Origin of the sequence: Akkermansia muciniphila (assembly GCF_040616545.1) — a bacterium.
GTDB lineage: Bacteria > Verrucomicrobiota > Verrucomicrobiia > Verrucomicrobiales > Akkermansiaceae > Akkermansia > Akkermansia muciniphila_E.
Genome location: NZ_CP156688.1, coordinates 1,907,577 through 1,932,789 on the forward strand (window position 1 = coordinate 1,907,577; position 25,213 = coordinate 1,932,789).

29 protein-coding genes are annotated in these 25,213 nt (G+C 60.3%); 17 read left to right on the plus strand and 12 right to left on the minus strand.

The window, feature by feature from the left end:
• Positions 1–44 precede the first annotated feature (44 nt).
• Positions 45–641 (minus strand): polymer-forming cytoskeletal protein, encoded by a 597-nt coding sequence (locus tag ABGM91_RS07835; protein ID WP_354831162.1) that lies wholly within the window; start codon positions 639–641, stop codon positions 45–47.
• Between the two features lie 211 nt (positions 642–852).
• Between ABGM91_RS07835 and ABGM91_RS07840 the strand changes: the two genes are divergently transcribed.
• Positions 853–1,866, plus strand: coding sequence for a hypothetical protein (locus ABGM91_RS07840; protein WP_354831164.1), 1,014 nt, complete (start codon positions 853–855; stop codon positions 1,864–1,866).
• Between the two features lie 91 nt (positions 1,867–1,957).
• Here the strand turns inward: ABGM91_RS07840 and ABGM91_RS07845 are convergent, their stop codons facing one another.
• On the minus strand, positions 1,958–2,413 hold the full coding sequence (locus tag ABGM91_RS07845) for a hypothetical protein (protein WP_354831167.1): 456 nt from the start codon (positions 2,411–2,413) through the stop codon (positions 1,958–1,960).
• A 147-nt stretch (positions 2,414–2,560) separates the two neighbouring features.
• Here ABGM91_RS07845 and hisA point away from each other — a divergent pair, with 147 nt between their 5' ends.
• The 8 genes from hisA to ABGM91_RS07885 all read left to right on the plus strand — a co-directional run bounded on the left by hisA (position 2,561) and on the right by ABGM91_RS07885 (position 8,645).
• Positions 2,561–3,346 carry a phosphoribosylformimino-5-aminoimidazole carboxamide ribotide isomerase gene (hisA, locus tag ABGM91_RS07850; RefSeq protein ID WP_354831170.1) on the plus strand — a complete coding sequence of 262 codons (786 nt, stop codon included), beginning with the start codon at positions 2,561–2,563 and terminating at the stop codon, positions 3,344–3,346.
• Positions 3,343–3,633 carry a DUF167 domain-containing protein gene (locus ABGM91_RS07855; RefSeq protein ID WP_290566608.1) on the plus strand — a complete coding sequence of 97 codons (291 nt, stop codon included), beginning with the start codon at positions 3,343–3,345 and terminating at the stop codon, positions 3,631–3,633. Before hisA ends, ABGM91_RS07855 begins: the two co-directional genes overlap by 4 nt.
• A gap of 135 nt (positions 3,634–3,768) precedes the next feature.
• Positions 3,769–4,326 carry a nucleotide exchange factor GrpE gene (locus ABGM91_RS07860; RefSeq protein ID WP_215428820.1) on the plus strand — a complete coding sequence of 186 codons (558 nt, stop codon included), beginning with the start codon at positions 3,769–3,771 and terminating at the stop codon, positions 4,324–4,326.
• Positions 4,327–4,349: 23 nt separating this feature from the next.
• A complete protein-coding gene (gene dnaJ, locus ABGM91_RS07865; RefSeq protein WP_354831173.1) occupies positions 4,350–5,513 on the plus strand; it encodes a molecular chaperone DnaJ in 1,164 nt (387 codons plus the stop codon).
• A 22-nt stretch (positions 5,514–5,535) separates the two neighbouring features.
• Entirely contained in the window at positions 5,536–6,273 is a 738-nt protein-coding gene (locus ABGM91_RS07870) for a 16S rRNA (uracil(1498)-N(3))-methyltransferase (RefSeq protein WP_354831176.1), read from the plus strand.
• 22 nt (positions 6,274–6,295) lie between these two features.
• The gene (locus ABGM91_RS07875) at positions 6,296–7,288 is read left to right on the plus strand and encodes an HAD hydrolase-like protein (protein ID WP_354831179.1); all 993 of its coding nucleotides are present in this window, start codon (positions 6,296–6,298) and stop codon (positions 7,286–7,288) included.
• A gap of 199 nt (positions 7,289–7,487) precedes the next feature.
• Positions 7,488–7,796: a hypothetical protein gene (locus ABGM91_RS07880; RefSeq protein WP_354831181.1), complete on the plus strand. Its 309-nt coding sequence runs from the start codon at positions 7,488–7,490 to the stop codon at positions 7,794–7,796.
• Positions 7,797–7,946: 150 nt separating this feature from the next.
• Complete coding sequence (locus tag ABGM91_RS07885; protein ID WP_354831183.1) at positions 7,947–8,645, plus strand: hypothetical protein; 699 nt, start codon at positions 7,947–7,949, stop codon at positions 8,643–8,645.
• 170 nt (positions 8,646–8,815) lie between these two features.
• Here the strand turns inward: ABGM91_RS07885 and ABGM91_RS07890 are convergent, their stop codons facing one another.
• The 4 genes from ABGM91_RS07890 to ABGM91_RS07905 are packed head-to-tail and all read right to left on the minus strand — an operon-like array spanning position 8,816 to position 13,080.
• Positions 8,816–9,736: a phytoene/squalene synthase family protein gene (locus tag ABGM91_RS07890; protein ID WP_354831186.1), complete on the minus strand. Its 921-nt coding sequence runs from the start codon at positions 9,734–9,736 to the stop codon at positions 8,816–8,818.
• A 39-nt stretch (positions 9,737–9,775) separates the two neighbouring features.
• Positions 9,776–11,059: a signal peptidase I gene (gene lepB, locus ABGM91_RS07895; protein WP_215428814.1), complete on the minus strand. Its 1,284-nt coding sequence runs from the start codon at positions 11,057–11,059 to the stop codon at positions 9,776–9,778.
• A 55-nt stretch (positions 11,060–11,114) separates the two neighbouring features.
• The gene (locus ABGM91_RS07900) at positions 11,115–12,491 is read right to left on the minus strand and encodes an FAD-linked oxidase C-terminal domain-containing protein (protein ID WP_354831190.1); all 1,377 of its coding nucleotides are present in this window, start codon (positions 12,489–12,491) and stop codon (positions 11,115–11,117) included.
• Between the two features lie 4 nt (positions 12,492–12,495).
• A complete protein-coding gene (locus ABGM91_RS07905; RefSeq protein WP_215428812.1) occupies positions 12,496–13,080 on the minus strand; it encodes a DOMON-like domain-containing protein in 585 nt (194 codons plus the stop codon).
• Positions 13,081–13,172: 92 nt separating this feature from the next.
• On the opposite strand from ABGM91_RS07905, the gene ABGM91_RS07910 reads away from it, so the two are divergent.
• Positions 13,173–13,826: a hypothetical protein gene (locus ABGM91_RS07910; RefSeq protein ID WP_354831194.1), complete on the plus strand. Its 654-nt coding sequence runs from the start codon at positions 13,173–13,175 to the stop codon at positions 13,824–13,826.
• Positions 13,827–13,847: 21 nt separating this feature from the next.
• Here ABGM91_RS07910 and ABGM91_RS07915 read toward each other — a convergent pair whose 3' ends face one another.
• Positions 13,848–14,570 carry an EpsI family protein gene (locus tag ABGM91_RS07915; protein WP_354831196.1) on the minus strand — a complete coding sequence of 241 codons (723 nt, stop codon included), beginning with the start codon at positions 14,568–14,570 and terminating at the stop codon, positions 13,848–13,850.
• A 14-nt stretch (positions 14,571–14,584) separates the two neighbouring features.
• Positions 14,585–15,484, minus strand: coding sequence for an exosortase/archaeosortase family protein (locus ABGM91_RS07920; protein WP_354831199.1), 900 nt, complete (start codon positions 15,482–15,484; stop codon positions 14,585–14,587).
• Between the two features lie 133 nt (positions 15,485–15,617).
• Here ABGM91_RS07920 and ABGM91_RS07925 point away from each other — a divergent pair, with 133 nt between their 5' ends.
• The 6 genes from ABGM91_RS07925 to ABGM91_RS07950 all read left to right on the plus strand — a co-directional run bounded on the left by ABGM91_RS07925 (position 15,618) and on the right by ABGM91_RS07950 (position 21,923).
• Positions 15,618–16,547 carry a ribose-phosphate pyrophosphokinase gene (locus tag ABGM91_RS07925; protein ID WP_102714780.1) on the plus strand — a complete coding sequence of 310 codons (930 nt, stop codon included), beginning with the start codon at positions 15,618–15,620 and terminating at the stop codon, positions 16,545–16,547.
• 133 nt (positions 16,548–16,680) lie between these two features.
• Positions 16,681–17,286 (plus strand): 50S ribosomal protein L25, encoded by a 606-nt coding sequence (locus ABGM91_RS07930; RefSeq protein ID WP_215428808.1) that lies wholly within the window; start codon positions 16,681–16,683, stop codon positions 17,284–17,286.
• Positions 17,287–17,425: 139 nt separating this feature from the next.
• Complete coding sequence (locus tag ABGM91_RS07935; RefSeq protein ID WP_354831201.1) at positions 17,426–18,652, plus strand: hypothetical protein; 1,227 nt, start codon at positions 17,426–17,428, stop codon at positions 18,650–18,652.
• 277 nt (positions 18,653–18,929) lie between these two features.
• Entirely contained in the window at positions 18,930–19,520 is a 591-nt protein-coding gene (gene hisB, locus ABGM91_RS07940) for an imidazoleglycerol-phosphate dehydratase HisB (protein ID WP_354831204.1), read from the plus strand.
• A gap of 4 nt (positions 19,521–19,524) precedes the next feature.
• Positions 19,525–20,133 (plus strand): imidazole glycerol phosphate synthase subunit HisH, encoded by a 609-nt coding sequence (gene hisH, locus ABGM91_RS07945; RefSeq protein WP_215428805.1) that lies wholly within the window; start codon positions 19,525–19,527, stop codon positions 20,131–20,133.
• A gap of 242 nt (positions 20,134–20,375) precedes the next feature.
• Positions 20,376–21,923, plus strand: coding sequence for a serine hydrolase (locus tag ABGM91_RS07950; protein WP_354831206.1), 1,548 nt, complete (start codon positions 20,376–20,378; stop codon positions 21,921–21,923).
• A 122-nt stretch (positions 21,924–22,045) separates the two neighbouring features.
• Here the strand turns inward: ABGM91_RS07950 and rpsF are convergent, their stop codons facing one another.
• Positions 22,046–22,330, minus strand: a complete 285-nt coding sequence (gene rpsF, locus ABGM91_RS07955; protein ID WP_102714517.1) for a 30S ribosomal protein S6 — start codon at positions 22,328–22,330, stop codon at positions 22,046–22,048.
• 212 nt (positions 22,331–22,542) lie between these two features.
• Between rpsF and ABGM91_RS07960 the strand changes: the two genes are divergently transcribed.
• Positions 22,543–23,490, plus strand: coding sequence for a hypothetical protein (locus tag ABGM91_RS07960; RefSeq protein ID WP_354831209.1), 948 nt, complete (start codon positions 22,543–22,545; stop codon positions 23,488–23,490).
• Here the strand turns inward: ABGM91_RS07960 and ABGM91_RS07965 are convergent.
• From ABGM91_RS07965 to ABGM91_RS07975, 3 genes are all read right to left on the minus strand, one after another.
• On the minus strand, positions 23,487–24,356 hold the full coding sequence (locus tag ABGM91_RS07965; RefSeq protein ID WP_354831211.1) for a 4-hydroxythreonine-4-phosphate dehydrogenase PdxA: 870 nt from the start codon (positions 24,354–24,356) through the stop codon (positions 23,487–23,489). The genes ABGM91_RS07960 and ABGM91_RS07965 overlap by 4 nt on opposite strands.
• A 22-nt stretch (positions 24,357–24,378) precedes the next feature.
• Positions 24,379–24,639, minus strand: coding sequence for a hypothetical protein (locus ABGM91_RS07970; RefSeq protein WP_354831213.1), 261 nt, complete (start codon positions 24,637–24,639; stop codon positions 24,379–24,381).
• Between the two features lie 150 nt (positions 24,640–24,789).
• Complete coding sequence (locus ABGM91_RS07975; protein WP_354831216.1) at positions 24,790–25,200, minus strand: thioredoxin family protein; 411 nt, start codon at positions 25,198–25,200, stop codon at positions 24,790–24,792.
• Positions 25,201–25,213 lie beyond the last annotated feature (13 nt).

Here is a 25,213-nt window from a genome sequence, read left to right on the forward strand (position 1 = left end):
GGTCCGTTCCCTTGGCGCCCCTGAAAATGGCTGGTTAAAAGCTTTTATTCCGCGTCAATGTCCAGCGTGCTCTGGCTGGCCGGAGCGGCGGCTTCCGGTTCCGGGGCGAAGGTATGGACGGGGGCTGCCTTTTTGGCGGCGGAAGCTCCGGCGGTGCCTACCGTGGGGGCGCCTACGGTGGAGTGGCCGATGAAGATGGCGCCGCCTTCAATGGCGAGGGACGCCGCCTGGATGTCGCCCACCAGTTCCGCGGTGCTTTTCAGTTCCACGCGGTCCGTGACCGTAACGTTGCCGATGACCTTGCCGTGGATGATGACGGACTTGGTGTTGATTTCCGCACGGATGACGGCATTCTGGCCTACGGAGAGCACGCCTTCGGAGGAGATGTCGCCTTCAACGGTGCCGTCAATCAGCAGGTCGTCGGAAAAGCGCAGGGAGCCTACCACCTCCACATCGGAATTCAGCACGTTGCGGGTAAGCTGCTGGACGCGGGTGGTGGGGGCATAGGAGGCGGGGGAGGGAACGGCTTCCGCAACGGGTTCGGGAGTGTCCTGGCTTTTGGCTACGTCCATCCAGCTGGGGGTGGATTCAGGATTCTTGTTGCCCTTGGGGGCCGGAACGGTAGTAAATGATCCAAACATGGCGTTAAAAAAGAGGGGGGGTGAAAGGTAAGGCGGGAGCTCTTGAAACTCGTCCGGTTTAATGTACATCACCGTCCTGTGGATGTGAAACAATTTTCTCCGGAACGGATAAAAAAATGTGTCTGTTTTTTATCGTTGCGTTGCGTTTGGCGTTCCGGTAGTGTTTGAACATCCTTCCGCAGTTGTTTTCTGTGGACATTTTCGTTTTAAAATGAGTGATTTATCTGAAAATAGGCCGCCCCTTTCCCCTTCCGCGCGCGGGAACGGCGGAAAAGCGGGCGGCGCGCTGGGCCGCATTCTTTCCGTCATCTTCTTCATGATGGCGCTGGGCCTGTTTTTCGGCGGTCTTTTCTTCTGGCTCCAGAAGCGCCAGGCGGCCCGGGATTCAGGCGCCGCCGCGCGGATTTGCGCCACTCCGGAGATGTTGTCCGGGGGATTGCAGGCCGCTCTGAAGGACAAGGTGGACTACAGTTTCTGGCCACCGCTTTACATTCCCCCCATGGAGCGCCAGGATCTGTTGAAGAACTGCCTGGTGGAGGCGCAGAAATATTTGAGCGCCAGTGATGTGGTCCAGAAATCCTCTTTCGTGTGGAATTCCCTGAAATCCCTTCCCCTGATGGTCAGGCATTACGCCGTCTCCCCCCCGGAAGTGATCGCCAGCAGGCCCACCGGGCCTAAAAGCTTTGCCGTGCTGGAGGTGGAAGGCATCCCCTGCGCCCAGCTCCTGATCGGGTTTGAGAGAACGCCGGACATGGAGTTCTGCTTCTTCAAGGATGAACAGGACGGCTCCTGGAAGCTGGACTGGCAGCAGTTCGCCCGCTACCAGCCGGTGGACTGGGAGGATTTTGTGCGCGGGAAAGGTGAGGACATTGCGGAATTCCGCGTGTGGATGGTCCGTGACCGCGTGTCTGAAAACAAGGATGATTACGCGTTCAAGCTGATCGCTCCCGGAATGAACGGCTCGGAGGAGCGCAGCATTGCGCGCCCCATGGTGCATGTTCCCCGGAAATCGGAGATGGGCAAGCGCCTGTTCATGCTGTTCAGGATTAATGAGGAAATGGAGCACTCCCCCTACCGGGTGCTGAACGCCAATGACGGGCTGGAAATGCTCCGCATGCGCGTCCTGCTTTCCCGCAGCAAGGAGCCCAACCGCAAGGGGGAATATTCTTTCACGCTGGTGAAGCTGATCGGGGAAGGGTGGTACGGCCTTTCCTTCCCGGAATAACGGAACTCTGTCTCCCTTCCATGCATGGGGGAGGCGTGACGGCTTATGGCTGTTCCTCCTTGCTTCCGCATCTCTTCGGCAGTCCGTTGTTTTACCGGTGGCGGTGGAAATGGGGCGGGCGTCCGCCATACGGCCGCCGGGGGCGGCAGGGCCGGTAGTGCGGCCGGGGAGGTGGGCACGCCATTCCGTAACGGGGATGGGCCGCATGATGCCCCCGGCAGATTCCGGCGGGCCAGCAGGGGCCGTGGTAGTGCGGCCTGGGATTCCACGTAGGTACGTAGCACCCCCGGTAAATGCCTCTGATGGCATAAATGGGCGCGCCTCCGGGGGAATAGGCGTAAACGGGGCGTCCGCACGGAGCGTAACCCCAGATGGGGAATCCGGCGGAATCATACAGGAAAGTGGCCTGTCCACCCGCCGGGAGGCGGATTTCTCCGTGGACATGGATTCCGGCCTCCGCCACGGAGGCGGAAAAGGCCAGGAGGGTAAACAGGGCGCTCCCGGCGCAGTAGGAAAGAATGTGGTTTTTAACGGGGTTGTTTTTCATGGTCTTTTGGAACGGTGTTCAGGGGAGGTTACCCGGTAGAGCGCATGCACGGGCCGGTTTTGTGTAAATTTCCGCGCCCGTTTCTCCCGGGGGAAGGGAGGGGAATCCCTTCTTGACGCGGGGGGGCCGTCCGGGCAAAGTGGCCGGGTGACGAGATTCAGACCATGCATTGATTTACATGACGGGCGGGTGAAGCAGATCGTGGGCGGCTCCCTGACGCAGGATGCGGCCTCCCTGCGCACCAATTTCGTTTCCGACCGCGGCGCCGCATGGTATGCGGAGCTGTACCGCCGGGACGGCCTGTCCGGCGGCCACGTGATCAAGCTGGGGCCGGGCAATGACCTGGCGGCGCGGGAAGCCCTGGCGGCGTGGCCGGGCGGCCTTCAGGTGGGCGGCGGGATTGTGCCGGAAAATGCGGAGGAGTGGATTTCCGCCGGAGCCAGCCACGTGATTGTCACCTCCTGCCTGTTTGACGCGGAGGGAACGTTTTTGCAGGATAAGCTGAAGGACCTTGTCTCCGCCGTGGGGGCGGAACATCTGGTGCTGGATTTGAGCTGCCGGAGGGTTCCGGGCGGCTGGGCCGTGGCCATGAACCGGTGGCAGACCCTGACGGAGCTCCGGGTGACGGCGCAGACGCTGGACATGCTGGCGGAGCACTGCGCGGAGTTCCTCATTCACGCCGCGGACGTGGAGGGACTCTGCACCGGGATTGACCGGGAACTGGTGAAGCTGCTGGGGAGCTGGCGCCGCCGGCCCATGACGTATGCCGGGGGAATCAGCCATATCCGGGATTTTGACGAGATAGACGCCCTGAGCGGGGGCGCCATGGACGCCACGGCGGGGAGCGCTCTGGACCTGTTCGGCGGAGGGCTGATCAGGTACGCGGACCTGGTAGCCAGGCAGCGCACGGAATCCGGACCGGAAACGGCATGAAACTGGCCCTGAAAGTCATCCCCAACGCAAAAAAGAGCGGGGCCGCGGGCTGGGAGGATGATCCCCGCGCCGGGCGCGTGCTGAAACTCCGCATCGCCGCCCCTCCCGTGGAGGGAAAGGCGAACAAGGCCGTCATTCTTTTCCTGTCCTCCTGGCTGGACGTTCCCAGGTCTTCCATCTCCCTGCTGCGCGGAGAGTCCGCACGGCTGAAAATGGTGGAGTTGCCGGACGGGTGCGCGGAAAAGCTTGCCCGGCTGCTGCCTGCGGCGGACGCTCCGGAAGCCTGAAACGGCTGGCGGAAAGGCCGCCATTCCCTTTTCTGCATAGATGAGTTGTATCAGGTTCCAGTCATCACGCGTCAAACGTCATCCATGTCTTACGGGGCCGTTGACGCATTCGGTAAAAGTATTTACATTGGCCGCATGAGCAAGGAAGAAAAGGAAAAGAAGAACGTGGATGAGGAAGAGAAGGAAATTCCGGAACAGGTTCAGGATGCCCCTGCAGAACAGAAGGATGCGGAACCGTCCTTGGAAGATGAATTGATGAAGTGGCGGGATACCGCCATGCGCACCGCAGCGGAGTATGATAATTACCGCAAGCGCATGGTGAAGGAAAAAGAGGAATGCGCCAAGTTCGCCAACCAGCGCCTGCTGGAGGAGCTGCTTCCCGTAATTGACAATTTTGAAATGGGCATGGCCGCCGCCAGTGCGGACACCGGTTCCATGATTTACATCGGCATGAACATGGTGAAAAAGCAGCTGGATGAATTTCTCGCAAGCAACGGCGTAACTCCCGTGGAGCCCGTTGTAGGCAGCATGTTTGACCACGCCACGGAGGAGGCACTCCAGCGCGAACCTTCCGACCAGCCTGAGGGCACCGTCCTGCGCGTCATCCGCAAGGGGTACAAGCTGAAAGACAGGCTCCTGCGCCCGGCGAACGTCGTGGTGGCCCAGACTCCGGAACCCGAACCGCAAGTTTGACCGTTTTTTAACATTCACGCCACATGGCTAAGAAAGATTATTACGAGATCCTGGGCGTTTCCAAGGACGCCACTGATGATGAGATCAAGAAGGCCTACCGCAAGCTGGCCTTGAAGTACCACCCGGACCGCAATCCGGACGACCCTTCCGCGGAAGAGAAGTTCAAGGAACTGGGAGAGGCCTACGAGGTACTCTCCGATGCGGACAAGAAGGCCGCCTATGACCGCTTTGGCCACGCTGCCTTTGAACAGGGCGGCCCCGCTGCGGGCGGCGGAAGTTATTCCGGTGGAGGGTTCCAGGACCCGATGGATATCTTCGCCCAGATGTTTTCCGGCATGGGCGGCTTTGCGGACATGTTCGGAGGTGCCGGCGGCCACGGGGGCCAGAAAAGGTCCTCCAAGAGGCCCGGCTCCGATCTGCGCTACGATCTGGACATTACCCTGGAAGAAGCGGCCAAGGGCTGCACCAAGAAGCTGGAAATTGAACGCCTGGTGACCTGCAAGGCCTGCCATGGCTCCGGAGCCCGGGACGGGAAGGAATCCTTCAAGACGTGCCCAACCTGCCAGGGGCGCGGCATCATCACCCAGCAGAGCGGCTTTTTCGTCCAGCAATCCACCTGCCCCACGTGCCACGGCACCGGGGAAATCATCTCGGACCCGTGCCCCGTCTGCCGCGGGGAAGGCCGTGTGAGGGAAGACTCCCACATCACCATCCGCATTCCCGCGGGCGTCGCCACGGGCAGCCAGCTCCGCATTGCCGGGGAAGGGGATGCCGGCGTGCACGGAGGCCCCACCGGGGACCTGCACGTATTCATTGACGTGAAGCCGCACGATATTTTCCAGCGGGAGGGCAATGACCTGAGCTGCACGGTTCCGGTGCCGCTCTCCCTGGCCGTTTCCGGCGGCAAGCTGAAAGTTCCCACACTGGAAGGCGCCGCCACCATCAAGCTGCCGGAAGGCACGCAGAACGGCATGATCTTCCGCCTGCGCGGCAAGGGGATGAAAGCCCTGCGCGGCTCGGACGTGGGGGACATGCTGGTGGAAGTGGAGGTGGAAGTTCCCACCAAGCTTACCAAGGACCAGATGGACAAGCTGAACGCCTTCACCTCCACCCTGGATGAAAAGCGCAACCAGCCGGCCTGCGTGGCGTTTGCCGACAAGGCGGCGCGCTATCTGAAGAGCAAGTAAGGCCCGTTTTTCCATTTAACACATGGCCCGTTTTTATCTCCCCGCTTCTGAATGGACAGCCCCCTCCTGGGAGCTGCGGGGGGATGAGGCGCACCATGCCGCCAAGGTCCTGCGCCTGAAACAGGGGGACTCCTGCATCGTTTTTGACGGCTGCGGCCGCGCCGCCCATGCCGTGGTGGCGGAGCCTCCCCGCAGCTCCGGCGTGCTGCTGGTTCCGGGTGAGGAATGCCCTCCCTCTCCGGCGGTGGCCCATCTGACCCTGTGCCAGGCCGTCCCGAAGGGGGCCAATATGGACCTCATCATCCAGAAGGCCGTGGAACTGGGCGTTTCCGCCATCGTTCCGCTCCTGACGGACCGCACGATTGTACGGCTGAACGCCCGTGAAGCCGGGGCTAAGAGGCAGAAATGGCAGCGCATCGCCCTGGAGGCCTGCAAGCAGTGCGGCCAGAACACGCTGCCTGAGGTGGCGGCGCCCGTTCCTTTTGCGGAATGGCTGGGGCACGGCGCGCCGGAAGGCCTGAATGTAATTGCCTCCCTGGTGCCCGGCGTCCGCCCGGTCAGGGACGTGCTGGAGGAAGCCCGTGCCCGCTCCGTGCGGCGCGCCTCCCTGCTGGTGGGGCCGGAGGGTGATTTTACGGACCGGGAAACGGCCCTGGCGCTGGAGGCTGGATTCGCCCCTGTCACGCTGGGGCCCATCGTCCTGCGGGTGGAGACGGCCGCCTTCTTCGGCCTGGCCGCCATGCGGTACGCTCTGGACTGATTTTCACCCGATACGCATTCCCATGTTCAAGAATCTCATTTTCGACTGGTCCGGCACCCTGGTGGACGACCTGGCCCTGACGCTGGACGCTTCCAACTACGTTTTTTCCCAGTACGGAAAACCCTGCATGAACAGGGATGAATTCCGCGCGGAGTTCCAGCTTCCCTACCCGGACTATTACGCCCGCGTTCTGCCCCAGGCGGACCTGAATGAACTGGAAGACCATTTCCGGTACGCCTTCCGCGTCTCCAATGCTCCGGTGGAAGTGCTCCCCCATGCGCGGGAATTCCTGGAATTCTGCCGCGCGCGCGGCGTGCGCTGTTTTATCCTCACCAGCGTGGACGCCAAGGAATTTGACATCCAGTGCCGTGACCTGGGCATGATGGAATATTTTGAAGCCATTCATGCGGGCATCCGCCACAAGGACACCCACATCCACACCCTGCTGGCCCAGCATGGCCTGCATGCCCATGAAACGGCGTTTATCGGGGACATGCAGCATGACGTGGAGACGGCCCACCATGCGGGCATCACGTCCATAGCCGTGCTGACGGGCTACAATGACGCGGCCCAGCTCTCCAAGGTCAGGCCGGACATCATCGTTCCGGACCTGCTTGTCCTGCGCACGCTGATGCGCCGTTATGCTCTGCCGTCCGATACGCAGGATTCCATCAACATCAACGGCCTGGAACTGGATACCTTCATCGGCGTGCCGGAGGAGGAGCGGGCTTCCATGCAGACCCTGAAGGCGGACATCACCTTTTATCCGGATGAAGCCCTTTCCGGCCTGAATGACGATTTTTCAAAGACCGTCTGTTATGATTCCATCGCCCGCGCCCTCAGGGCGGAGGCCCTGGCACACCCCCGCAAGCTGGTGGAAACACTGGCGGAGGACATGGGGAAGGTTTGCCTGCATGAGTTCGGCGCGCGCCATGTGATCGTCACCCTGCACAAATTTATTCTGCCCCGCACGGACAGCGTCTCCGTGACCGTGCATGTTTCCCGGCACCGTTGAAGACTCCTGCGCCGGGATAATTTTCTGGTTCTTTCCGGCAGGAATGGTTTTTTTCTTCCCCTGACTCCGCCGGAACGGAAATTTGGTTGAAGAGGGGGCGAATCGGCAAATCCGGCTTCCTGTAGCGGGAGGAAGGGAAAGGTGGCGTTCCTTCTCATGGCGTATTCACGATGCCGAGAAGCTCTTATTGTCATTTTTTATGAAAAAATGCCTCTGCCTCACTCTGCTTTCTCTCCTGAATTCTCCGGAAATAATGACGTTATATCCAAAGAATCAATCAGTTAATTTTTTCAACGGATTTGGAATCCGGAGTCAACCCAAAAATTTGATTAAAAATCATTTAATGCAAATTTATTCCGGCATTTCCGGGCGCCGGATACCGGCAACAGGGCTTGCGGCCTTTCTGCGGAAGACCTGGGAAACATTTCTTTATAAGGGCAGGGAGGTTCTTATTTCCGGCAGCGCGGGCATCAGAAAATACGGTGGAAGGCCATCTGCCACAGCTTGAACGGAAGCGGCCAACAGGGAGCGGAGGGCAACCCGGCCTTCGTGCCTGAAACGTCTGGGGAAGCGGAGAGGAGGGGTGTTTTTCCATCTCCGTCCCATGTAACGGATTCCAAATCCGGCAGTATGCAGTTATCCACTTATTCAGCAGGATATGAAGAAGCTACTATACATGATCTGCGCGGCCGCGGCCGCCTTGACGGCCATGGCCGCCGCAGCAACCATTGAACTGGTTCCTGAAATCGACACGATTACGGGCCAGGGCTACAATTCCGCAGGCCGGCTGTCCGGCAGCGGAATCACGGGAAACGACGTCAAGAGCTGGCTCGGTTCCCGCAATGACGGCTGGTACACCACTACCGGGAACGGAGACATGCGCTGGGGCAGCGCTTCCGCCAATCCGGAAGACCAGACCATCAGCCTTCCCAGCATGCCCGGTACGGCGGGGGTGTGCTTCGGCTTGAAAATGACCATTGAAAACATCCAGGATTATTCCGGCCTGTCTTTCAGCATGAACCTTTCTCCCTCCGGAACGGGAGGTACGTATACGTACTCCGTGTGGTATGAGACCAAGGACGGCGAGATGGTGGAATTATGCCGGGGTACGAAAAACAATGACGGCAATCCGTGGGACGTCCATTACGACCTTACCCCGGAACAACTGGAGGACATGAAAAAGAACGGAAACGGAAAGCTCTATGCCGTAGTGGGCGCCGGGGGAGGGAACGATAATAATAACGCCAGGGTGGGCATTTCCGTGGACGGGGAACTGATGGTTCCCGAACCGGCGGCGGCCTCGCTGGGCCTGCTGGGTTTGGCCGGGCTCCTGTTGAGACGCCGAAGGGCGGCATGATGAGGAGCGCCTCACGATGAGGGGAATGGGGCTGTTTCCCTGGGGGAGGCAGCCCATTTTCATGCCTCTTTCCCGGAGGCCGGAACACGGCGGCTCCATAAACCGGGAGGTTTTCCCGCGCCTTCTCCCTTTACGTCCGTCTTCTTCCCGCCGGGGTGGGCAGGGAATTTCTATTTCTCATCCTTCCTGATAGGCTTGGAGAGGAAGCCCACGAGCTTGTCATAGTACGCCTTGGACTTGTCGTAATAGGATTGGGGGTCAATGTCCAGCTTGATGCGGAACAGAAGCCAGAGCTTGTGGAAGGTATTGACGTGGTAGCGGATGTCAAAGACGCGGAAGCCGCCCGCCTTCATCTTGTCCAGGATGGTGTGGTAAATGAGCGCCATGGCCTGGGCGGGAACGAGCGCCGCCTTGTCCTCCGTGCTGAGGCGGTTGTATTCCTCCTCCGCTTCCGTAAAAAACTTTTCCGCCAGGTCCGCTTCATATTGCAGCAGTTCCCGGAGCTGGGGGGAGTACACCCGGGCGCGCAGGTCTTCCAGGGAATAGCCGAAGCGGTCCATGTCCTCCCTGGGCAGGTAGATGCGGTTGGATTTGTTGCAGTCTTCCGCCACGTCCCGGATGATGTTCACCATCTGGAGGGCATGTCCCAGGGCGATGGCGTACGGGTAGGAGGCTTCCCCCGCGCCCATGATGCGGGCGGAGGTGAGGCCCACGCAGCAGGCCACGCAATAGGTATAGTCCAGCAATTCGTCGCGGTTCAGGGGCTGCTGCTGGCAGATGTCGGAACGGCAGCCTTCAATCAGGTGCAGCATGGGGGTGGTGTCCAGCTCCAGGTCCTGGATCAGGGCGATGATGTCTTCCTCCAGCTCCGTCAGTTCCAGGCCTTCCCCTCCGTTGATGACATCTATCCAGCGGTTCAGGGCGTCATGGCGTTCACGGGGCGTCATGCCCGGTTCGTCCACGATGTCGTCCACAGTGCGGCAGAAGGCGTAAAATTCCGCCATATGGCGGCGTTCTTCTTCAGGAAGGTCAATGAGAGCGAAGGCCAGGTTGGATTTGGCCTTGCTGGTGATAGTCTGGGCTTGAGTCATGTCTTGACGGGGAAAGCGTGCCTGCGGAAGGGCGGGGAATCAGGGGATAAGCCCCCAATGGGAGGTAAAGGGCCACAGGCAGAAACTGGCGGGGCCTACGATGTTGTATTGATGAACGGGCCCCCAGTACCGGGAGTCAAAGGAGTTTTCACGGGTGGAATTGTCGCCCAGGGCCACGTATTCGCGCAGGTAGGGGCGTTTTTTGTCATTGGAAAGGTGCACGGTGCCGCCTTCCGTGATGTAGGCCCTGCCGTCCAGCAGGCTCAGCGGGGCGGGAAGGGCCACATAGCCGCAGGGCTGGTAGGGGGGCTGTCCGGAGGCCACCCTCCGGATGGTCCATTCCGTGGCCGGTTTTCCGTTCACGATCAGCTGGGAATCCTGGATGGAAAGGGAATCCCCCGGTACGCCGGCGAGGCGTTTGACGTAATGGGTGCCGCCCTCCTGTCCGGTGCTGCTGCCCTTGTTGGCAATGCCTTCAATGCCGCGCGTGTCAAAGACGAAGACTTCCCCGCGTTCCGGCTTGCGGAAGTGGTAGGCCATCTTGTTCACTACAATCAGGTCCCCGGCGTCAAAGCGGGCGTTGACGATCGTATCCCCCGGCAGGTAGCTTCTGAACGGCGTGTGCCGCTCGGACTCGAAACGCGGTTCCTGGTTGAGGAAATAGCGGCGCGTTTCCGCCTCCGCCGCCGGAATTTCCAGCCTGGAGCCGTCGTCAAACACCACGTTGGTGACGGTGAGAAGAAGGTATTTGGTGGCGGGTTCAAAACGGACGATCTTCTTTTCTTTGGAAGCCGTTTCATGCACATAGGAGCCGCCGTACATCACCATGTCCCCTATTTTCTGCATCAGGGTGGGGTCTCCTTCCTGTGGGACGGCCCGGATGCCGTTCAGGGAGGGTTGCATGGAGCCGGTGGGGATGCGGAAGGGCTGCACCACGTAACAGCGCAGGCCCAGGAAAATGGCCAGGATCACGAACAGGACTTCCACGTTTTCCGCCAGGCCGGAGGGGAGCGCGCCGGGGATGGATTCCAGTGTGGATTCCAATTTTGAGGTGGTGGTTTCCACCTGCTGCCTGTCCCCCCTGCGGAGGGCCGTTTTCAGCAGGTTGCGGCTTTCTTCAAACTCCGCCAGGCGTTCGGGCGGCAGAAGGTCGCGGTTGTAATTGATGTAGCGGCGCACCGCCTTCAGGGCCATGCGGCCTTTCCTGCGCCATTTGGGCGTAAACCAGGCCAGGGGATGGTCCAGAATAAACACCAGGACGGCGTTTGCGGCCGGAAAACGGTCGTAAAGGGCGGCTAGGATGGACTTGTGCGGGCTGTTCATGGAATGCGGTGGCCATGATGCCCCGTCCGGGAGCATCTTGGAAGCCTATTTTACGTTACGGGAGCCCCATTTTGCCCGGATTCAGCAAATTCCGGGGGTCCAGGGCGGATTTCACCAGCTCGTGCAGATGGAAGGCTCCTTCTCCCACGGCTTCCCGGAACCATTTGGCCTTCGCCAGGCCGATGCCGTGCTCCCCGGTGATGGTCCCCCCGTGTTCCAGCACCCAGTGGAACAGTCTGTCCACGCAGGCGTCCGCCAGGGCCTTCTTTTCCGAGTCCGTGTAATCGTCCACCATGATGTTGGTGTGGATGTTGCCGTCCCCGGAATGGCCGAAGCACGCGATGTCCAGCCCGGTCTCCCGGTTCATGGCCTCGCAGAACTCCACCAGGTCCACCAGGCGGGACCGGGGAATGACGATGTCTTCATTAAGCTTGGTCATGCCGGTGGCTTTCAGGCTGTAGGAAAATTCACGCCGCAGCTGCCAGACGGCTTCCGCCTCCGCCTCCGTGTCTGCGCGCAGGATGTCCGTGGCGCCGCACTCCTCCAGCAGGGCGCACAGGGAATCCAGCTCCTCCTTCACGGCGGCCTGCCTGCCGTCCACTTCCACAATCAGGTGGCCGCGGCTGCCGGAGGGCAGGGCGCTGTCCCCCAGGTAGGCGCGGGCGGCGCGGAGGGTGAAGCTGTCCGTGATTTCCAGCGCGGAGGGAAGGTGCCCGCTGTTCAGGATGCGCTGCACGGCCGCCGCGGCCATGGGAAACTGCGGAAAGCTGGCGCTCAGCGCGCCGAACGCTTCCGGATGGGGGATGATGCGCAGAATGGCCCGGGTAATGACGCCCAGCATCCCTTCCGAGCCGATGAAAAGGTCCCCCAGGTCAAACCCCGTTTTATTCTTGTGGGTGCGTCCGCCGCATTCCACCACTTCTCCGCTGGCCAGGACTACGGTGAGGCCCAGCACATAGGCCTTGGTGACTCCGTATTTCAGGCACCGGGGGCCTCCGGCGTTCGTAGCGATGTTCCCGCCCAGGCTGCATTCCTTCCTGGAAGCCGGGTCCGGGGGGTAGAACCACCCCAGGGCGCGGACTTCCCGCTGAAGGTCCGCCGTGATGACGCCGGGTTCCACCACAGCCACGCCGTCTTCCGGGGAAATTTCCAGAATGCGGTTCATCCGTTCCAGGGAAAGGCTGATGCCGCCGCGCACGGGAACGCAGCCCCCCACATATCCCACGCCGCCGCCGCGGGCCGTGACGGGAATGTTCATGGAGGAGGCGTAGCGCAGGAGCAGGGAGACGTCCTCCGTGCTCTCCGGGAAAACGACGGCTTCCGGAAGCACGGAGGCATACCATTTGTCCCCGGCGTGCGCGGCCAGCACCTCCGGATCTCCGGAAACCTTTTCAGGCCCCAGGATGCGGGAAATGTCTTCTTCCAAAGACATGCAGTTACTTGAGAATGGGGGTGCAGAAGCTGTCCGGGCGGTGGAAATCCGGCGTGCCGGAAAGGTCGTCCGCGGTGGTCAGGAAAATCTGGTCCGGGGTGTCCAGGATGAACGTGGCCGCCAGCTTGCAGTCACGGACGTCCACGCCGCGCAACTCATTCAGCGGAATGCGGGCCATGGCGCACCAGCCTTCATCCGTCAGGATGCACTCGGTATCCACGGCCAGCGGGGCCGGAATATCCTCATTGGCGCGGCGCGTGTCGGAAAAGGCGCAGGCCCACCAGGCGCCGTTGGGGGCAAGGTTGAATTCCCAGTAATTGGTGCCGTCCCCGGCGGCCATGAACCATTCAGCCAGGTCATACCGCCATAATTCCGGCTGGAACTGACCGGGCCGCGCGTCCGGATGCACGGTAGCTTCCTTGCTCCGGGAAGCCAGGAACCAGAGGTACTGGCCGTCCGTGGCAAAGGCGAACTCCGCGCTTGGCTCCACGTCGTATCCAAACCAGTCGTTGACGAGTTCCTGGCGGGGCAGGGAGGCAAGCTGTTCAAAGCTTCCATTGAAGGCCCATTGGTGAATGATTACTTGCATACCATCACATTTGGACAGTTTTCCGGTTTTATCAAGCCAGAACGTCCTATGGGCTTGGATATTGACGTGATTTCTCCATCATGGCGCCAGACATGCATGTTCAAAGGACGTTAAACCTGCTTCCGCGCGGAAGCGTTCCCGGTTATCTGACCGTGTTCATCGGCGGTTTCGGGGACGCGGTGGCGGGCTGCCTGAGCCGTGTGGAACGGAGGTTTTCCGGCTTTCTGCCGGGGGTGGCCCATGCCACGGCCTATTACCACTGGGACGGTGGAGGCTGGGGCGTGTTCCGGGACAGGTGCGGGAACATTGCGGAGGAGCTGGAAGCGCTGCGCCGGGAACATCCCGGGCTGCCCGTGGTGCTGGTGGGGCACAGTTACGGCGGCTCCTGCGCGGTGGAAGTGGCCCGCAGGCAGTCCGTGCAGGCCGCTCCGCTCTGCCTCCTGACGATAGACGCCGTGGCGCGGCGGCAGAAAAGCGTGCGCCCGGCGTGCGTGGAATGGTGGGGAAATGCCTACCTGCGGGACGGCGGCGGTTTCATGGACGTGGTGCCCAGGATTGGCGGCCGCTGGGGCCATTGCGCCGGAGCGGACGTGAACCTGGCCTTCTCCGGATACCGGCGGGACCTCTCCGGGCATCTTTACTCCCACCGGCGTCCCGCGCCCATGCTGTATGAAGCCCCCGCGGAAGAAACGCCCAGCCTCTTTCAGGCGGCTTCCGCATGGCTGGAAGGCAGGCTTGCGGACTGACCGCCGCAGGCCGGGCATGTGCTACCTGTCCAGTTCATTCCACTTGACCAGCCGGGAGAGAAGCTGGCTGATGAGGCGTTCCGTCTGTTTCCGGGCTTCCTCCTCCGGCACCTTGATCTGGTCCCCGTATGCGGTGGATATCTGGAAATAGCACCAGCGCTGGTCCTCCCCGTACAGGACCCTGTCCCTCATGTCCATCAGGGTGCGGGCAAGGTGGTCTTCCGTCATGTGGCGGTGGCCGATGAACACGTAATAGTGCATGCTGTCCAGAATGATGGGCCGCGGCTCGCCCGGAGTAATGTTCTGCTGGGACTTCAGCTTGGTCATCCTGATGGTTCCGTGGCCTTCCACGGGCACCTCCACCCTGGTTCCCGTCAGGTTGAAATGGCCCTGGGCCGGGAGGCAGCGTTCCGGGCGGTGGATGGAGTTGTTCAGGTCGTGGCCGGATTTGACGATGGAGACCCGGCACAGCACGGGCGCGGTTTCCGGCGTGTCCAGGCTGATGGGGATTTCCTGCACGTAGTCCGCCTTGGAGAATTCCGTGTCCGGGGCCAGAATGCCCCGTTCCTGTTCAGACTCCTGCCGGCGCGTGCCGTGCCAGCCGTCCGGATTCATGCCGGTGGGAAGGTTCATGCTGATGGATGAGTCCTGCACCTCTCCCTTGCGCGGCATCAGGTAAATGCCGCCGAGCATGACGGCCAGGAAAAAGGGAAGGATGAGAATCTTGAGCGTTTTAATATTCATGGCGGCGGAAACGCTTAGTGGGACTTGTTCATTTTAACGACCAGCTTTTTGCGCCGGGACGGCTTCCAGATCAGCTCCCCGGCCAGCAGGGAGTGGACGGCCGCCAGGCCCGCCAGGCAGATGGGGAAGAAAAACAGCAGGCCGGACCAGTCGTGCCAGGTTTTAGCCGCAAACCCGGGGTCTCCGTATTCCGCCATTACCACAATGCTGGTGATGCGGACGCCGTTGCCGATGACGGCCAGGGGAATGGCGCTGAGAAAAAGCACGCATTTCTTCCAGAACTTCAGGTCGGACAGGTAGGCCCACGCGGCGGACAGCATGAGCAGGGCCATCAGGGAGCGCATGCCGCTGCACCCCCCTGAAATGTTGAAGGCGTCCCAATGGCCGTCCGTGGAGCGGATATTGGTGCCTTGCAGGTATGTATCCACCCCGAAAAGGGCCCCCCCCAGGTGCCCCAGCTCCGTGGCAAGGATTTGCAGCTCCACCGTGGCCTGCTGGAAGGAAGGCAGGGGAATGCACAGCCAGAAGAAAAGCAGGGGGAAGGCAAGCAGCCTGGCTACCTGCGGCCCGGCAAGATACCAGGCGCCTCCCAGCAGGATCAGGGGGAGCGCCCCTACGGCCACGCGGGGCTGCCCCACACGGTAGGAGAGGGCCAGCAGCAGGCATGCCGGGATGAAAAGAACCAGTCCGCGCCAGTCGATGCGCTTGGCGGCTTCCGCTACCTTCTTCCTGGCGTGGTACAGCATGAAGGCGATGATGGGGACTACCAGCCAGCCGTGTTCATAATCCGTCTGCTTGTTCCAGGAGGAAATGAGCCACTGGATGCTGTTGTCATTCCCGGAGGAGCCGAATTCCGGAAACGCCAGGTACGACCACGCCAGCAGGATGGCGCAGGCGGCCAGGACGGCGGCCATGGGAACGGTTAGAAATCTCTCTTTTGCATCTGGAGCGGATGAACCCATCATGGAGAAAAATCAAATTGTGAGAATTAAGTATTGCGATTATGTGGACCTGTGTTCAGAATGCGTCCGCTTTTCAGTTTCCGGTATGAAGATTATCAGCGGTACAGCACACAGAGAACTTGCGGAGCGCATTTCGCAAAGCGTAGGCATTCAGTTGACGGACGTCACGGTGAACACTTTCCCCGATGGGGAAAGTTTTGTAAAGATAAATGAAAACATCCGCGGCAAGGATGTCTTTCTCATTCAGCCCACCTGCCCCCCCACCAACCATAATATTATGGAATTGTGCGTGATGGTGGACGCCGCCCGCCGCGCCAGCGCCGGACGCATCACCGCGGTGGTGCCCTTCTTCGGGTACGCCCGGCAGGACCGCAAGGACCAGCCCCGCGTTCCCATTACCGCCAAGCTGGTGGCCAACCTCCTCACCGCTGCCGGCGTGGACCGCGTGCTCACCATGGACCTGCACGCCGCCCAGATCCAGGGCTTCTTTGATATTCCGGTGGACCACCTTTACGCTGCTCCCGTCCTGATCCGCCACCTGCGTGAAAACTACGTGAAGGACCTCCAGAAGCTCGTCGTCGTCTCCCCGGACGTAGGCGGCGTGAAAATGGCCCGCGCCTATTCGGACGCCCTGGGCGCGGAACTGGCCATCGTAGCCAAGCACCGCGTCAATGCCACCCATGTGGAAGCCATGAACGTCATCGGTGACGTGGAAGGCCGTGACGCCGTCCTCATTGACGACATGACGGAAACCGCCGGCACCCTGTGCGCCGCCGCCAACATCCTGAAGGAACGCGGCGCCCAGCGCGTATTTGCCTGCGTGTCCCACGGCGTGCTGGGAGACATGGCCCGCGAGCGCATTGCCGGCTCCTGCATTGAACGCGTCCTCACGTCGGACACCGTTCCCATGGCCCATGGCCCCAAGGTGGACTGCATCAGCGTGGGAGACCTGCTGGGTCATGCCGTGCGGCGCATTCATGACGGAGAATCCGTATCATCATTGTTTGACATTTAGACAATTTTAGTGCAGAGTCCTGCGCCCTGACCTGAGTATCGGTTTACGCGGGTTCAGAAATCCCGGCGGGGCCTCTGCCTGAACCCGATTAGGAAACATTATCAATCAACACTCAATATTGCCTCTATAAGACATGGCTACATCCCATTCCCTCAAGGCCGAAACGAGAGCCTGCGGCTCCGGTAATCTGAAGCAACTCCGCAGCCAGGGCCTGGTCCCCGGCGTGGTTTACGGTCCCGGTTTTGACAACGTCAATGTACAGGTTGACGCCCGCGAATTCTCCCGCATGCTGGCTTCCGCCGTTTCCGAACACATTCTGGTGGCTCTGGACATCGACGGCAAGATCGTGAAGGCTCTTCTCAAGGAAGTGCAGCACAACCCCATCACCAACTCCTGCGTGCATGTGGACTTCCAGGCCGTTACCGATACCACGGTCATCCACTCCATCGTTCCCGTCATTCTGGAAGGTGAAGCTGCCGGCGTAGCCCTGGGCGGCGTGCTGGACCAGACCATTCATGAACTGGCCATCACCTGCCAGGTGAAGAACCTGCCTGAAGCCGTCACGGCTGACATCTCCGGCCTGAAGCTGGGTGAGACCCTCCGCATTGCCGATCTCAAGCTGCCCTCCGGCGTGAACACGGAACTGGCCGGCGACGTGATCGTGGCCATCGTGGAAGCCCCCCGCGTTTCCACGGAGGAAGCCGCTCCGGCTGCTGAAGAAGCCCCCGCTGCCAAGTAAGCCTGACAGACTGATTTTATCTCTCAGGGCCCGGAACCGTTTTTACGGCTCCGGGCTTTTTTTTGTCGCCAAGATGGCGTCTTCTGGTAAAGTGCAGGATACGTACTCGTCAGATCAATTTGGAAAAAGCCTTAGATTTATGAACAAGTCCCTCATGTTGGCGCTGGCCGCACTCGTTCCGCTTGCTGCGGCGGATGAAGTAAAACTCAAGGATGGAACCATTTACAAGGATTGCACCGTGGAGGTGGAAACCCCGGAAAGCGTGAGCCTCCTGGTTCCCGTGGCCGGAGGAATCAAGGATTCCCTGACCATCAAGAGGGAATTGATTGAATCCATCAAGAAGGCAACTCCGGATGAACTGGAGGCCGCCAAGATCGCCAAGACGTACGCCAAGCCGGAAGCCATGAACGCCAGGGAGCTGGAGAGCGCCGTGGCCGATCTGGACAAGGTCATCAAGAAGAATCCCCAGGGGCTGGCCCATGACGCCGCCGTGAAGGCGCGGGCCAGGGTGGTGGTCCTGCTGGAGGAAAAGAAGCTGGTGGAAGGCGCCCAGGCCGCGCAGGAAGCCAAGGATGAGGCGGAAGTGACCGTGCGCACCAAGTACGACCATGAGGCCGGCAAACTGCTGAAGCGCTTCAAGGCGCTTGCCGCCCGCAATCCCTACCAGGCCATGGCCGTGTATGACCGCTTGCGCGACGGCTACCCCGGCTCCGCCGCCCTGGCGGACGCCTATCCGGATGCCGTTAGAATCTCCGGCCAGCTTAACCGGAGGCTGGAGGTCATGATAGCCGCCAAGGAAAAATCTCTGGAAAAGGAACGTGAAACGTTGAGAAAAGAGGAGGAAAAGCGCCGCGGGGATCCCAAGCTGACGAAAGAGCAGCGCCAGCTCCTGATGGAAGCTTTCCAGAAAAAGCAGACCGCCATCCGCGAGCGTGAAAACCAGCTCACGGAAGTGCACCGGGCCTACCGCAAGAAGGTCAAGGAGCGCGGGGACCGCTGGTATGAACCTACGGCGGGTTCCCTGGAAGCCATGAGGGACGTCAAGCTGGTTGCCAACACGGATGCGGAACGCCTGAAAAACCAGGAACCGGAAAAAGGCGCCGGCTCCGCCGCTCTGGAAAAGGCCTGGACCCTGTGTGACGAGAAGAAATTTGACGAGGCCATGGAGGCCCTTGCGGATGTACGCACCGCCCAGGTTCCCCGGGAATACTATGAGGAACTGACGGAAACGGTGCGCGTGGGCCTTCAGGAACAACGCGCCCGTGAACGCGCGGAACGCGCGGAAGCCGCGCGCAAGGCCCGTGAAGACCGGGACAAGAAGCGCCAGGAAGAGCGGGCTGCCGCCGCCAAGGCCAAGAAAAAATAATCCGGCTCCTTCCCGTAGAAAATATCCTCCGGAAAGCGCCGCGGGAACGGGCTTCACGGACAGGACGGATTAAATAAAAACTCAGTCCGCCCTGTTTGTCAGGCCCATTCCGTTCCTTCAACCTGCAAAGCCTCCCGGGACTTTTTCTGACGGCGGAGGCCCTGCGTCATGGCCCTTTTACCGGGCCATGCCGTTTTTGAGGAAAAAAGGGGGCAAATCTTTCCCCATGGGGTATTTCCTGCTTTCTTCCGTAGCGGCTTCGGTATAGAAGAGTCGCATGAGGAACGCTTCTTGCAAACGGGTCACCGGTGAAACGGACATCAGCATGGAACTGAACCTGGACGGCACGGGATGCGCCGCCATCGCCACGGGCCATGCGTTTTTTGACCACATGCTGGATTTGCTGGCCCGCCATTCCCTGACGGATCTCACTCTTCAAGCCAGGGGAGACCTGGACGTGGACGCCCACCACACGGTGGAGGACGTGGGAATCGTTCTGGGTGAATGCATCAAAAACGCCCTGGGGGACAAGACGGGAATTGCCCGCTACGGCTGTTCCTACCTGCCTATGGATGAAACCCTGACGCGCGTGGTGATGGACCTGAGCAACCGCCCGTACGTGGTCTTCCGCATTCCGGAGGGCGGCCTGCCGGACGCTCCCAACTTTCCGCTGACCCTCTGTGAGGAATTCTGCCGCGCCCTGGCCAACAACCTGCGCTGCAACCTGCACGTGGAAGTGCTTTACGGCCGGGACGGCCACCACATCGCGGAATCCATCTTCAAGGGCATTGCCCGCGCGCTGCGCCAGGCTGCCGCCATTGATCCCAGGGCTGCCGGAACCCTTCCTTCAACCAAGGGAATGCTGTAAGTCCATGAAACTCGGCGTGATTGATTACGGCGCGGGCAACCTCCGCAGCGTTCTGAACACCTTTGAGGCCGCCGGCGTGAACGGGCATCTGGTCCGCACGCCGGAAGATGCGGCAGGCGTCACCCATCTGGTGCTGCCGGGCGTGGGGGCCTTTGGGGACTGCGCGGAAAAACTGCGCCGCCAGGAGCTGGTGCCGCTGATCCGGACTTGGATAGAACGGGACAGGCCGTTCCTGGGCATCTGCGTAGGTTACCAGGTCCTTTTTGAAAGCGGTGAGGAAGACGGGGAGGTGCCCGGGCTGGGCATCTTCAAGGGAAGCGTTGTCCGTTTCCCGGAATCGGAACTCAAGGTGCCCCACATGGGATGGAACCGGCTCACCCTCTCCGATCCTGCGGACCCTGTCTGGAAGGGCATGGGGGAGGACCCGTACTTCTACTTTGTGCATTCCTATTATCCCCGTCCGGAGGATGACTCCCTGGCGGCCGCCTTCTGCACGTACGGCGTGCGCTTTGCCGCCGCCATCAGGCGCGGGAATCTGGTAGCCACCCAGTTCCATCCGGAAAAAAGCCAGAAGCTGGGCGTAAAGCTGCTGGAAAACTTCGTGTCCCTGTAATCCTTCCGTGGCGGGAACCTGGCCTGGCGGAACTCTTCCCCGGAGGAGGGAAGAGGGTGGTGTTGTATTTTTTCTGCGGCATTTTGGGAATGCTGATGACAAGCTGAATGAACCGTATGCAGGAAATAGGGTCTTATAAAACAGGCGCCATGAATAATTCGTTCAGGTTAACAGGGGAGATACTCGCATGCGCGTGCATGCTGGGCGGCATCCCCGCGCATGCAAACAAAACCCCCAATAACATGTCCACTCAAGATTCAGCAGCCATTCATCTCCCGTCCCAGGGGCGTGGAGACTCCAGGGTAGAATACCTGGGCCAGTCCATGGACCAGTTGATTTACGATTTCATGCAGGAGGAAAAAATTCCCGGCATGACCCTTGCGATTGTCCAGGCCCCCTACATTCCCCGCGTAGTGGGTTACGGCGTGTCCAATGCGGAAACCGGCCTTCTCGCTTCCACCAACACCCTGTGGCCCGCGGCGGAAATCTCCCAGGGATATGCCGCCATAGCCGCCTTCCAGCTGGTGGAGAAAGGGAAAATGGACATCCATGACAAGATTTCCCGCTACGTGGCGGGGCTGCCGGAAGCCTGGCAGAACGTCTCCGTGCTCCAGCTGTTGCAGCACTCTTCCGGCATTCCGGATTACAGGAAATCCCCCCAGTTTGACATGAGTAGGGATTATGATCCGGGAGAACTCCTTTCCCTGGTCAGGCTGAACGGCCTGGAATTCCCCTCCGGAACGGACGTGCGCCAGAGCGCCACGAACTTCCTGCTCCTGTCCATGGTCATTGATGCGGTAGCGGGCATGCCTTATGAAGAATTTGTCCGGGAAAACCAGTTCCAGCCCCTGGGCCTTCAGCACACGGTGTTCGGCAAGGATCTGGGAGCCATACAGCAGGATAACGTGCGTGGGCATGACAATGAGCATACCCTCTTCAAATCCCGTGTGGGATATGTGAACCCGGCGGAAACGGCGGCGGGATATGCCGTGAAGGACGGGGCCGTGAAATCCGTTCCTCCGCCTGCGCGCTCCTCCTTGCGCGGCTTTTCCGACATCTGGTCCACTCCGCAGGAAATCAGCTTCTGGGACATTTGCCTGGCCGGCTCCATCCTGGTGAAGGATGAAAAGCACCGGGACATGATTTACAAGCCCATCCGCCTGGACAATGGAAAAATCGTCCCGGCCATGGCGGGCTGGCAGTTCCCGCACCACAAGGGCCTGATGGACATCAAGGGCGGCGTTCCCGGCTTTTCCTCCTACATCTGCCGGTTCACGGCCCCTTCCGAACTGGTGTGCGTGACCCTGACGGCGAACAAGGAAGGCGTGGACCTGACCAACCTGGCGCGCCGCATTGCCGGAGCGCTGGATCCCAAGCTCGGCTCCGGCCAGCTGGATGACAATTCCCTGTATCTTTATGAAAGCGTGTTCGGCGTGGATGAAACCATGGAACGCATTGAAAAGATTCTGGAGGGAAAATCCATTCCCGTCTTCGCCAGGATTGACCACGGAAAAAATGCCCGTGAGGCGGGGCTGGAAATGCCTCCCTCCAAGGTGGTCATTTTTGGCTCCCCCAAGGTAGGCACCAATCTGATGCTCGGAAATCCGGGCATTGCTACGGAACTGCCCCTGCGCATTGCCGTGTGGGAAGATAAGGAAGGCAGCACGTGGATCAGCTTTCCCCACATGGAAAAAATTGCCAGGGAATACGGCGTGGAAAATCTGCCTCCTGTTGCCCCCATCCGCCAGTTGCTGCGGAACATCGCCTCAAAAGCGGCCAATGTCTATTAAAGAGGAGCAAGCGTGCGTTTTTGAAGAGTAAATTACCCGTAAAGAAAAGGACCGCCTCCGTAAAGAGGCGGTCCTTTCAGTAAAAAAGCAAGGAGCGGATGCTTCGTCCGCATGTGCCGGATTTAGGCGATCACCTTGTAGTACTGAAGGTGAATCTGGGGATTCAGGCGAAGGCGTTCGCGGATGGTTCTGATGGCGGAAGGTTCCGCGGAGAACGTGTAAGTCACATACTGGCCGGCGGAAAGGTGGTTGGATTCATAGGCGAATTCACGGCGTCCGGCGTTTTCGGTCTTGGTGATGTCGGCGCCTTCTTCCTTCATCGTAGCGGCTACGGTATTGATCAACTCCTCAACGGGGGTTTCCGTACCCTTCATGTTGAATACGATAAGAGCTTCGTAATTTCTCATGGTCTTGTGATAATTAGAAATGTGTCGTGCGAACGGTGCGCACCTTGCGGGCAAGTAAGGTGCAATGATTGCCGCCAGAAAGCAAGCCTATTTTTTACCTTGTTTTGGGGAACGGCCCGTTTCCCGCATTTTATTCCCGCCTTGGGTGGGAATAAAGGAGGCAAAGCCCGGAAGGGGTTGACTTTCCGTGTGCGGTTGACAATGATCCGTTCATGATGAAATTGTTTTGCGTGGCGCTTCTTGCCGGGTGCCTTTGCTGCGGTAGCGCCCGTTCCGGCGTCCGGATGGTGGATGTGGTGGGGGACGATACGTTTACCAAAGCCGTGGAGATGGTCGGCAGCCGGGTGAAGGATTCCCCCTCCTGTAAAAAAGCGGTGAAGGAATTGAGCCGGGAGGCGGACCGGCTGGAAAAGGCGTGGCGGGAGGCGTTCATGTCCGGTGAACCTTCCACGCGGGAGTGGTGCCGGATGTCTGATGCGGAGGTCCGGCTGTTCAGGAGGATAGCGGAGAGCAGGAAACAGAAAAAGAAGGAGGAGATAGTAACATTACTGGAGCTGGAGGAAGATGGCGTTATTACCCATGAAGAAGCGGAAGAAGGATTTTCCGCGTTACGTAGGATGATGTGGGCGTCCAAGACGGCGATAGACTCCCTGGATGATTTCATAGCTCAGGCGGAACTTCCCCTGCCGTCGTCCCCCGATGGCGATTCCTATGAAAAGCTGCTGGCCTGGAAATGGAAGCCTGAATCTTCCCTGTCTTATGAGATGGACCACGACCCGCTGGCCAACGGCAGTCTGGAAGAGACGCTGTTATGCTGCTGGAATGACGGGGTTCTGGAACTGCTGGAGGACACGGTCTCCCGGATTTCCCGGGAGAGAAAGTTTTTACTGATCCGGCGTTATGCGGACCGGCAGGTGGAGGAAACGGAAAGGCTTTCCCAACTTCCTCCGCTGACGCCGGAACAATGGTGCTGGTTCCAGAAGCGGGAACATGACAGGGATGCCCTGGAACGCTCCGTCATAGACATACTGACCATTTCTCTGATCCTGTGGGAGGATGAGAGCCTCCCTGCGGAGGAAACGTTCCAATACTGGGTGTCTGCTCCGGAACGGGCCGCCCGGGTGTGGCGGGAAAAACTCCGGAAGGAAGAGAGCCGTTAACGCGGCTGCGCCATCCGGACGGCCAGTTGGAAGGCATGGATGGTGCTGGAAGGATTGGCCTTTCCGGTGCCCGCCAGGTTGAAAGCGGTTCCGTGGTCAGGACTCAGCCGGGGACGCGGAAGGCCCAGGGTGACGTTGACGGCGGTGTGGAAGTCCACCAGTTTCAGCGGAATCAGACCCTGGTCATGGTACGGGGCCAGCACGGCGTCATAGCAGCCTTCCACGGCGTCACGGTACACGCAGTCCGGGACGGCAGGGCCGTCAAACACGGCATCCGGGCATAAAATGCCCAGTTGTTCCACGGCCGGGGCAATGATGGCTCCGTCCTCATTCCCGAAGGCCCCGTGCTCTCCCGCATGGGGGTTCAGGGCCGCCAGGGCGATGCGCGGGCGGCGGATTCCCTTGCGGAGGCAGAAATCCTTCAGCAGGGTCCCGATGCGGACCAGTTCCGCGGTGTTCAGCAGGGACGGCACGCTTTGAAGGGACGTATGGATGGTTGCCAGGCCCACTGTCAGCCGTTTTCCGGTCAGGCACATGGCGTAATTGTCCGTTTCCAGGCGTTCCGCAAAGAATTCCGTCTGCCCCGGCCAGCGGAAACCTGCTTCATGCAGGGTCTCCTTGCAGACGGGGGCGGTAACCACGGCGGCAACGGTCCCTTCCCGGAGGGCTTGTGCGGCCTGTTCCAGATGTTCAAAGGCGTATTTGGCGGATTCAGGATTAGGCCTTCCCACCGGAACGTCCGTTCTGGCGCCGATGAGGCGGTATTCCGCTTCCTCCGGGAGCTCTCCGGAGGCGAGCGCGGCGGAAATGACTTCCGGGCCTATGCCCGACTGGTCGCCCAGCGTGTATCCGATGACCGGTTTCATGAAATGGAACAGAGGGGAGGGGTTAGGATTCCGCGGCTTCCGCCGGGGCGGGCGCGGGGGACGGAATCTCTTCCGCAAAGGGGATGGGTTCTTCCGCGGCAGGGGCGGGTTGAGGAGAGGCGGCGCGCTTTTCCATGTTGATGACCTGGATGGTTTTCTCCGGTTCGTCAGGATTGCGGAGTTCGAATTCCAGGTGGGAATTGGTGGACCAGTGGTAATAAATGGTGGCGCCAAGGGCGGCCAGCACCAGAATCAGGAGAATGGAACCGAAGAAGGAGCGCATGCCGCTACTGTGTCCTGCTGGAGAGGGGAATTCAAGAAATTATCAAGCCTGCTCACGTGGACGGAAGAAGAGTGGGCCTGCCGCTTGGAAAGCCGCCGTGGGGAGGGGAAGGCACATCCATGAGCGGCGCTTTCTGCGCACGGGGAATGGTCAGGAGAGGATTTTTACCGCCGTGAACAGGATGATGAGCAGGATCACAAAGCCGATGATTTTGCCCGCCATGCCGGGGTGCCCTCCGTTCTTCCCGCACCCGGCGCAGCCCTCCGCACCATTCATGCCGCCGCACTCCATGCCGCACGCTCCACAGAAGGATTCCTCTTCCTGCATCCGCGCGCGGTCTTCAAGGAGGAGTTCCAGCTCACGCACGGAAGGCTCCACGCCGGAAACGACGATTTCCCCGTCAATGGCGAGGGCGGGCAGCGTGCATTCAGCCTGTCCCGGAGAGGCTTCCGTCTCCTGTATTTCCACATTCATGCCCAGATGCTCCAGCGCCTGGCGGGCGTTGGAGCGCAGGGCGTTTCCCGGGAAGTCCCGGCTGTAGAAGAATTGAATGCTGGTCATGGCGCTGGGCAGG

Bases quoted from the DNA above. Each gene is read 5' to 3' on its own strand.
- rpsF (WP_102714517.1), bottom strand. From the start codon at position 22,330: ATGAGAAATTACGAAGCTCTTATCGTATTCAACATGAAGGGTACGGAA.
- ABGM91_RS07870 (WP_354831176.1), top strand. From the start codon at position 5,536: ATGGCCCGTTTTTATCTCCCCGCTTCTGAATGGACAGCCCCCTCCTGG.
- ABGM91_RS07910 (WP_354831194.1), top strand. From the start codon at position 13,173: ATGCATGTTCAAAGGACGTTAAACCTGCTTCCGCGCGGAAGCGTTCCC.
- ABGM91_RS07880 (WP_354831181.1), top strand. From the start codon at position 7,488: ATGAAAAAATGCCTCTGCCTCACTCTGCTTTCTCTCCTGAATTCTCCG.
- ABGM91_RS07890 (WP_354831186.1), bottom strand. From the start codon at position 9,736: ATGACTCAAGCCCAGACTATCACCAGCAAGGCCAAATCCAACCTGGCC.
- lepB (WP_215428814.1), bottom strand. From the start codon at position 11,059: ATGAACAGCCCGCACAAGTCCATCCTAGCCGCCCTTTACGACCGTTTT.
- ABGM91_RS07860 (WP_215428820.1), top strand. From the start codon at position 3,769: ATGAGCAAGGAAGAAAAGGAAAAGAAGAACGTGGATGAGGAAGAGAAG.
- ABGM91_RS07935 (WP_354831201.1), top strand. From the start codon at position 17,426: ATGAACAAGTCCCTCATGTTGGCGCTGGCCGCACTCGTTCCGCTTGCT.
- ABGM91_RS07920 (WP_354831199.1), bottom strand. From the start codon at position 15,484: ATGGCCGCCGTCCTGGCCGCCTGCGCCATCCTGCTGGCGTGGTCGTAC.
- ABGM91_RS07900 (WP_354831190.1), bottom strand. From the start codon at position 12,491: ATGTCTTTGGAAGAAGACATTTCCCGCATCCTGGGGCCTGAAAAGGTT.
- ABGM91_RS07930 (WP_215428808.1), top strand. From the start codon at position 16,681: ATGGCTACATCCCATTCCCTCAAGGCCGAAACGAGAGCCTGCGGCTCC.
- ABGM91_RS07915 (WP_354831196.1), bottom strand. From the start codon at position 14,570: ATGAATATTAAAACGCTCAAGATTCTCATCCTTCCCTTTTTCCTGGCC.
- ABGM91_RS07835 (WP_354831162.1), bottom strand. From the start codon at position 641: ATGTTTGGATCATTTACTACCGTTCCGGCCCCCAAGGGCAACAAGAAT.
- ABGM91_RS07840 (WP_354831164.1), top strand. From the start codon at position 853: ATGAGTGATTTATCTGAAAATAGGCCGCCCCTTTCCCCTTCCGCGCGC.
- ABGM91_RS07905 (WP_215428812.1), bottom strand. From the start codon at position 13,080: ATGCAAGTAATCATTCACCAATGGGCCTTCAATGGAAGCTTTGAACAG.
- ABGM91_RS07960 (WP_354831209.1), top strand. From the start codon at position 22,543: ATGATGAAATTGTTTTGCGTGGCGCTTCTTGCCGGGTGCCTTTGCTGC.
- ABGM91_RS07925 (WP_102714780.1), top strand. From the start codon at position 15,618: ATGAAGATTATCAGCGGTACAGCACACAGAGAACTTGCGGAGCGCATT.
- ABGM91_RS07950 (WP_354831206.1), top strand. From the start codon at position 20,376: ATGTCCACTCAAGATTCAGCAGCCATTCATCTCCCGTCCCAGGGGCGT.
- ABGM91_RS07965 (WP_354831211.1), bottom strand. From the start codon at position 24,356: ATGAAACCGGTCATCGGATACACGCTGGGCGACCAGTCGGGCATAGGC.
- ABGM91_RS07845 (WP_354831167.1), bottom strand. From the start codon at position 2,413: ATGAAAAACAACCCCGTTAAAAACCACATTCTTTCCTACTGCGCCGGG.
- ABGM91_RS07855 (WP_290566608.1), top strand. From the start codon at position 3,343: ATGAAACTGGCCCTGAAAGTCATCCCCAACGCAAAAAAGAGCGGGGCC.
- ABGM91_RS07875 (WP_354831179.1), top strand. From the start codon at position 6,296: ATGTTCAAGAATCTCATTTTCGACTGGTCCGGCACCCTGGTGGACGAC.
- ABGM91_RS07975 (WP_354831216.1), bottom strand. From the start codon at position 25,200: ATGACCAGCATTCAATTCTTCTACAGCCGGGACTTCCCGGGAAACGCC.
- hisH (WP_215428805.1), top strand. From the start codon at position 19,525: ATGAAACTCGGCGTGATTGATTACGGCGCGGGCAACCTCCGCAGCGTT.
- ABGM91_RS07885 (WP_354831183.1), top strand. From the start codon at position 7,947: ATGAAGAAGCTACTATACATGATCTGCGCGGCCGCGGCCGCCTTGACG.
- hisB (WP_354831204.1), top strand. From the start codon at position 18,930: ATGAGGAACGCTTCTTGCAAACGGGTCACCGGTGAAACGGACATCAGC.
- ABGM91_RS07970 (WP_354831213.1), bottom strand. From the start codon at position 24,639: ATGCGCTCCTTCTTCGGTTCCATTCTCCTGATTCTGGTGCTGGCCGCC.
- dnaJ (WP_354831173.1), top strand. From the start codon at position 4,350: ATGGCTAAGAAAGATTATTACGAGATCCTGGGCGTTTCCAAGGACGCC.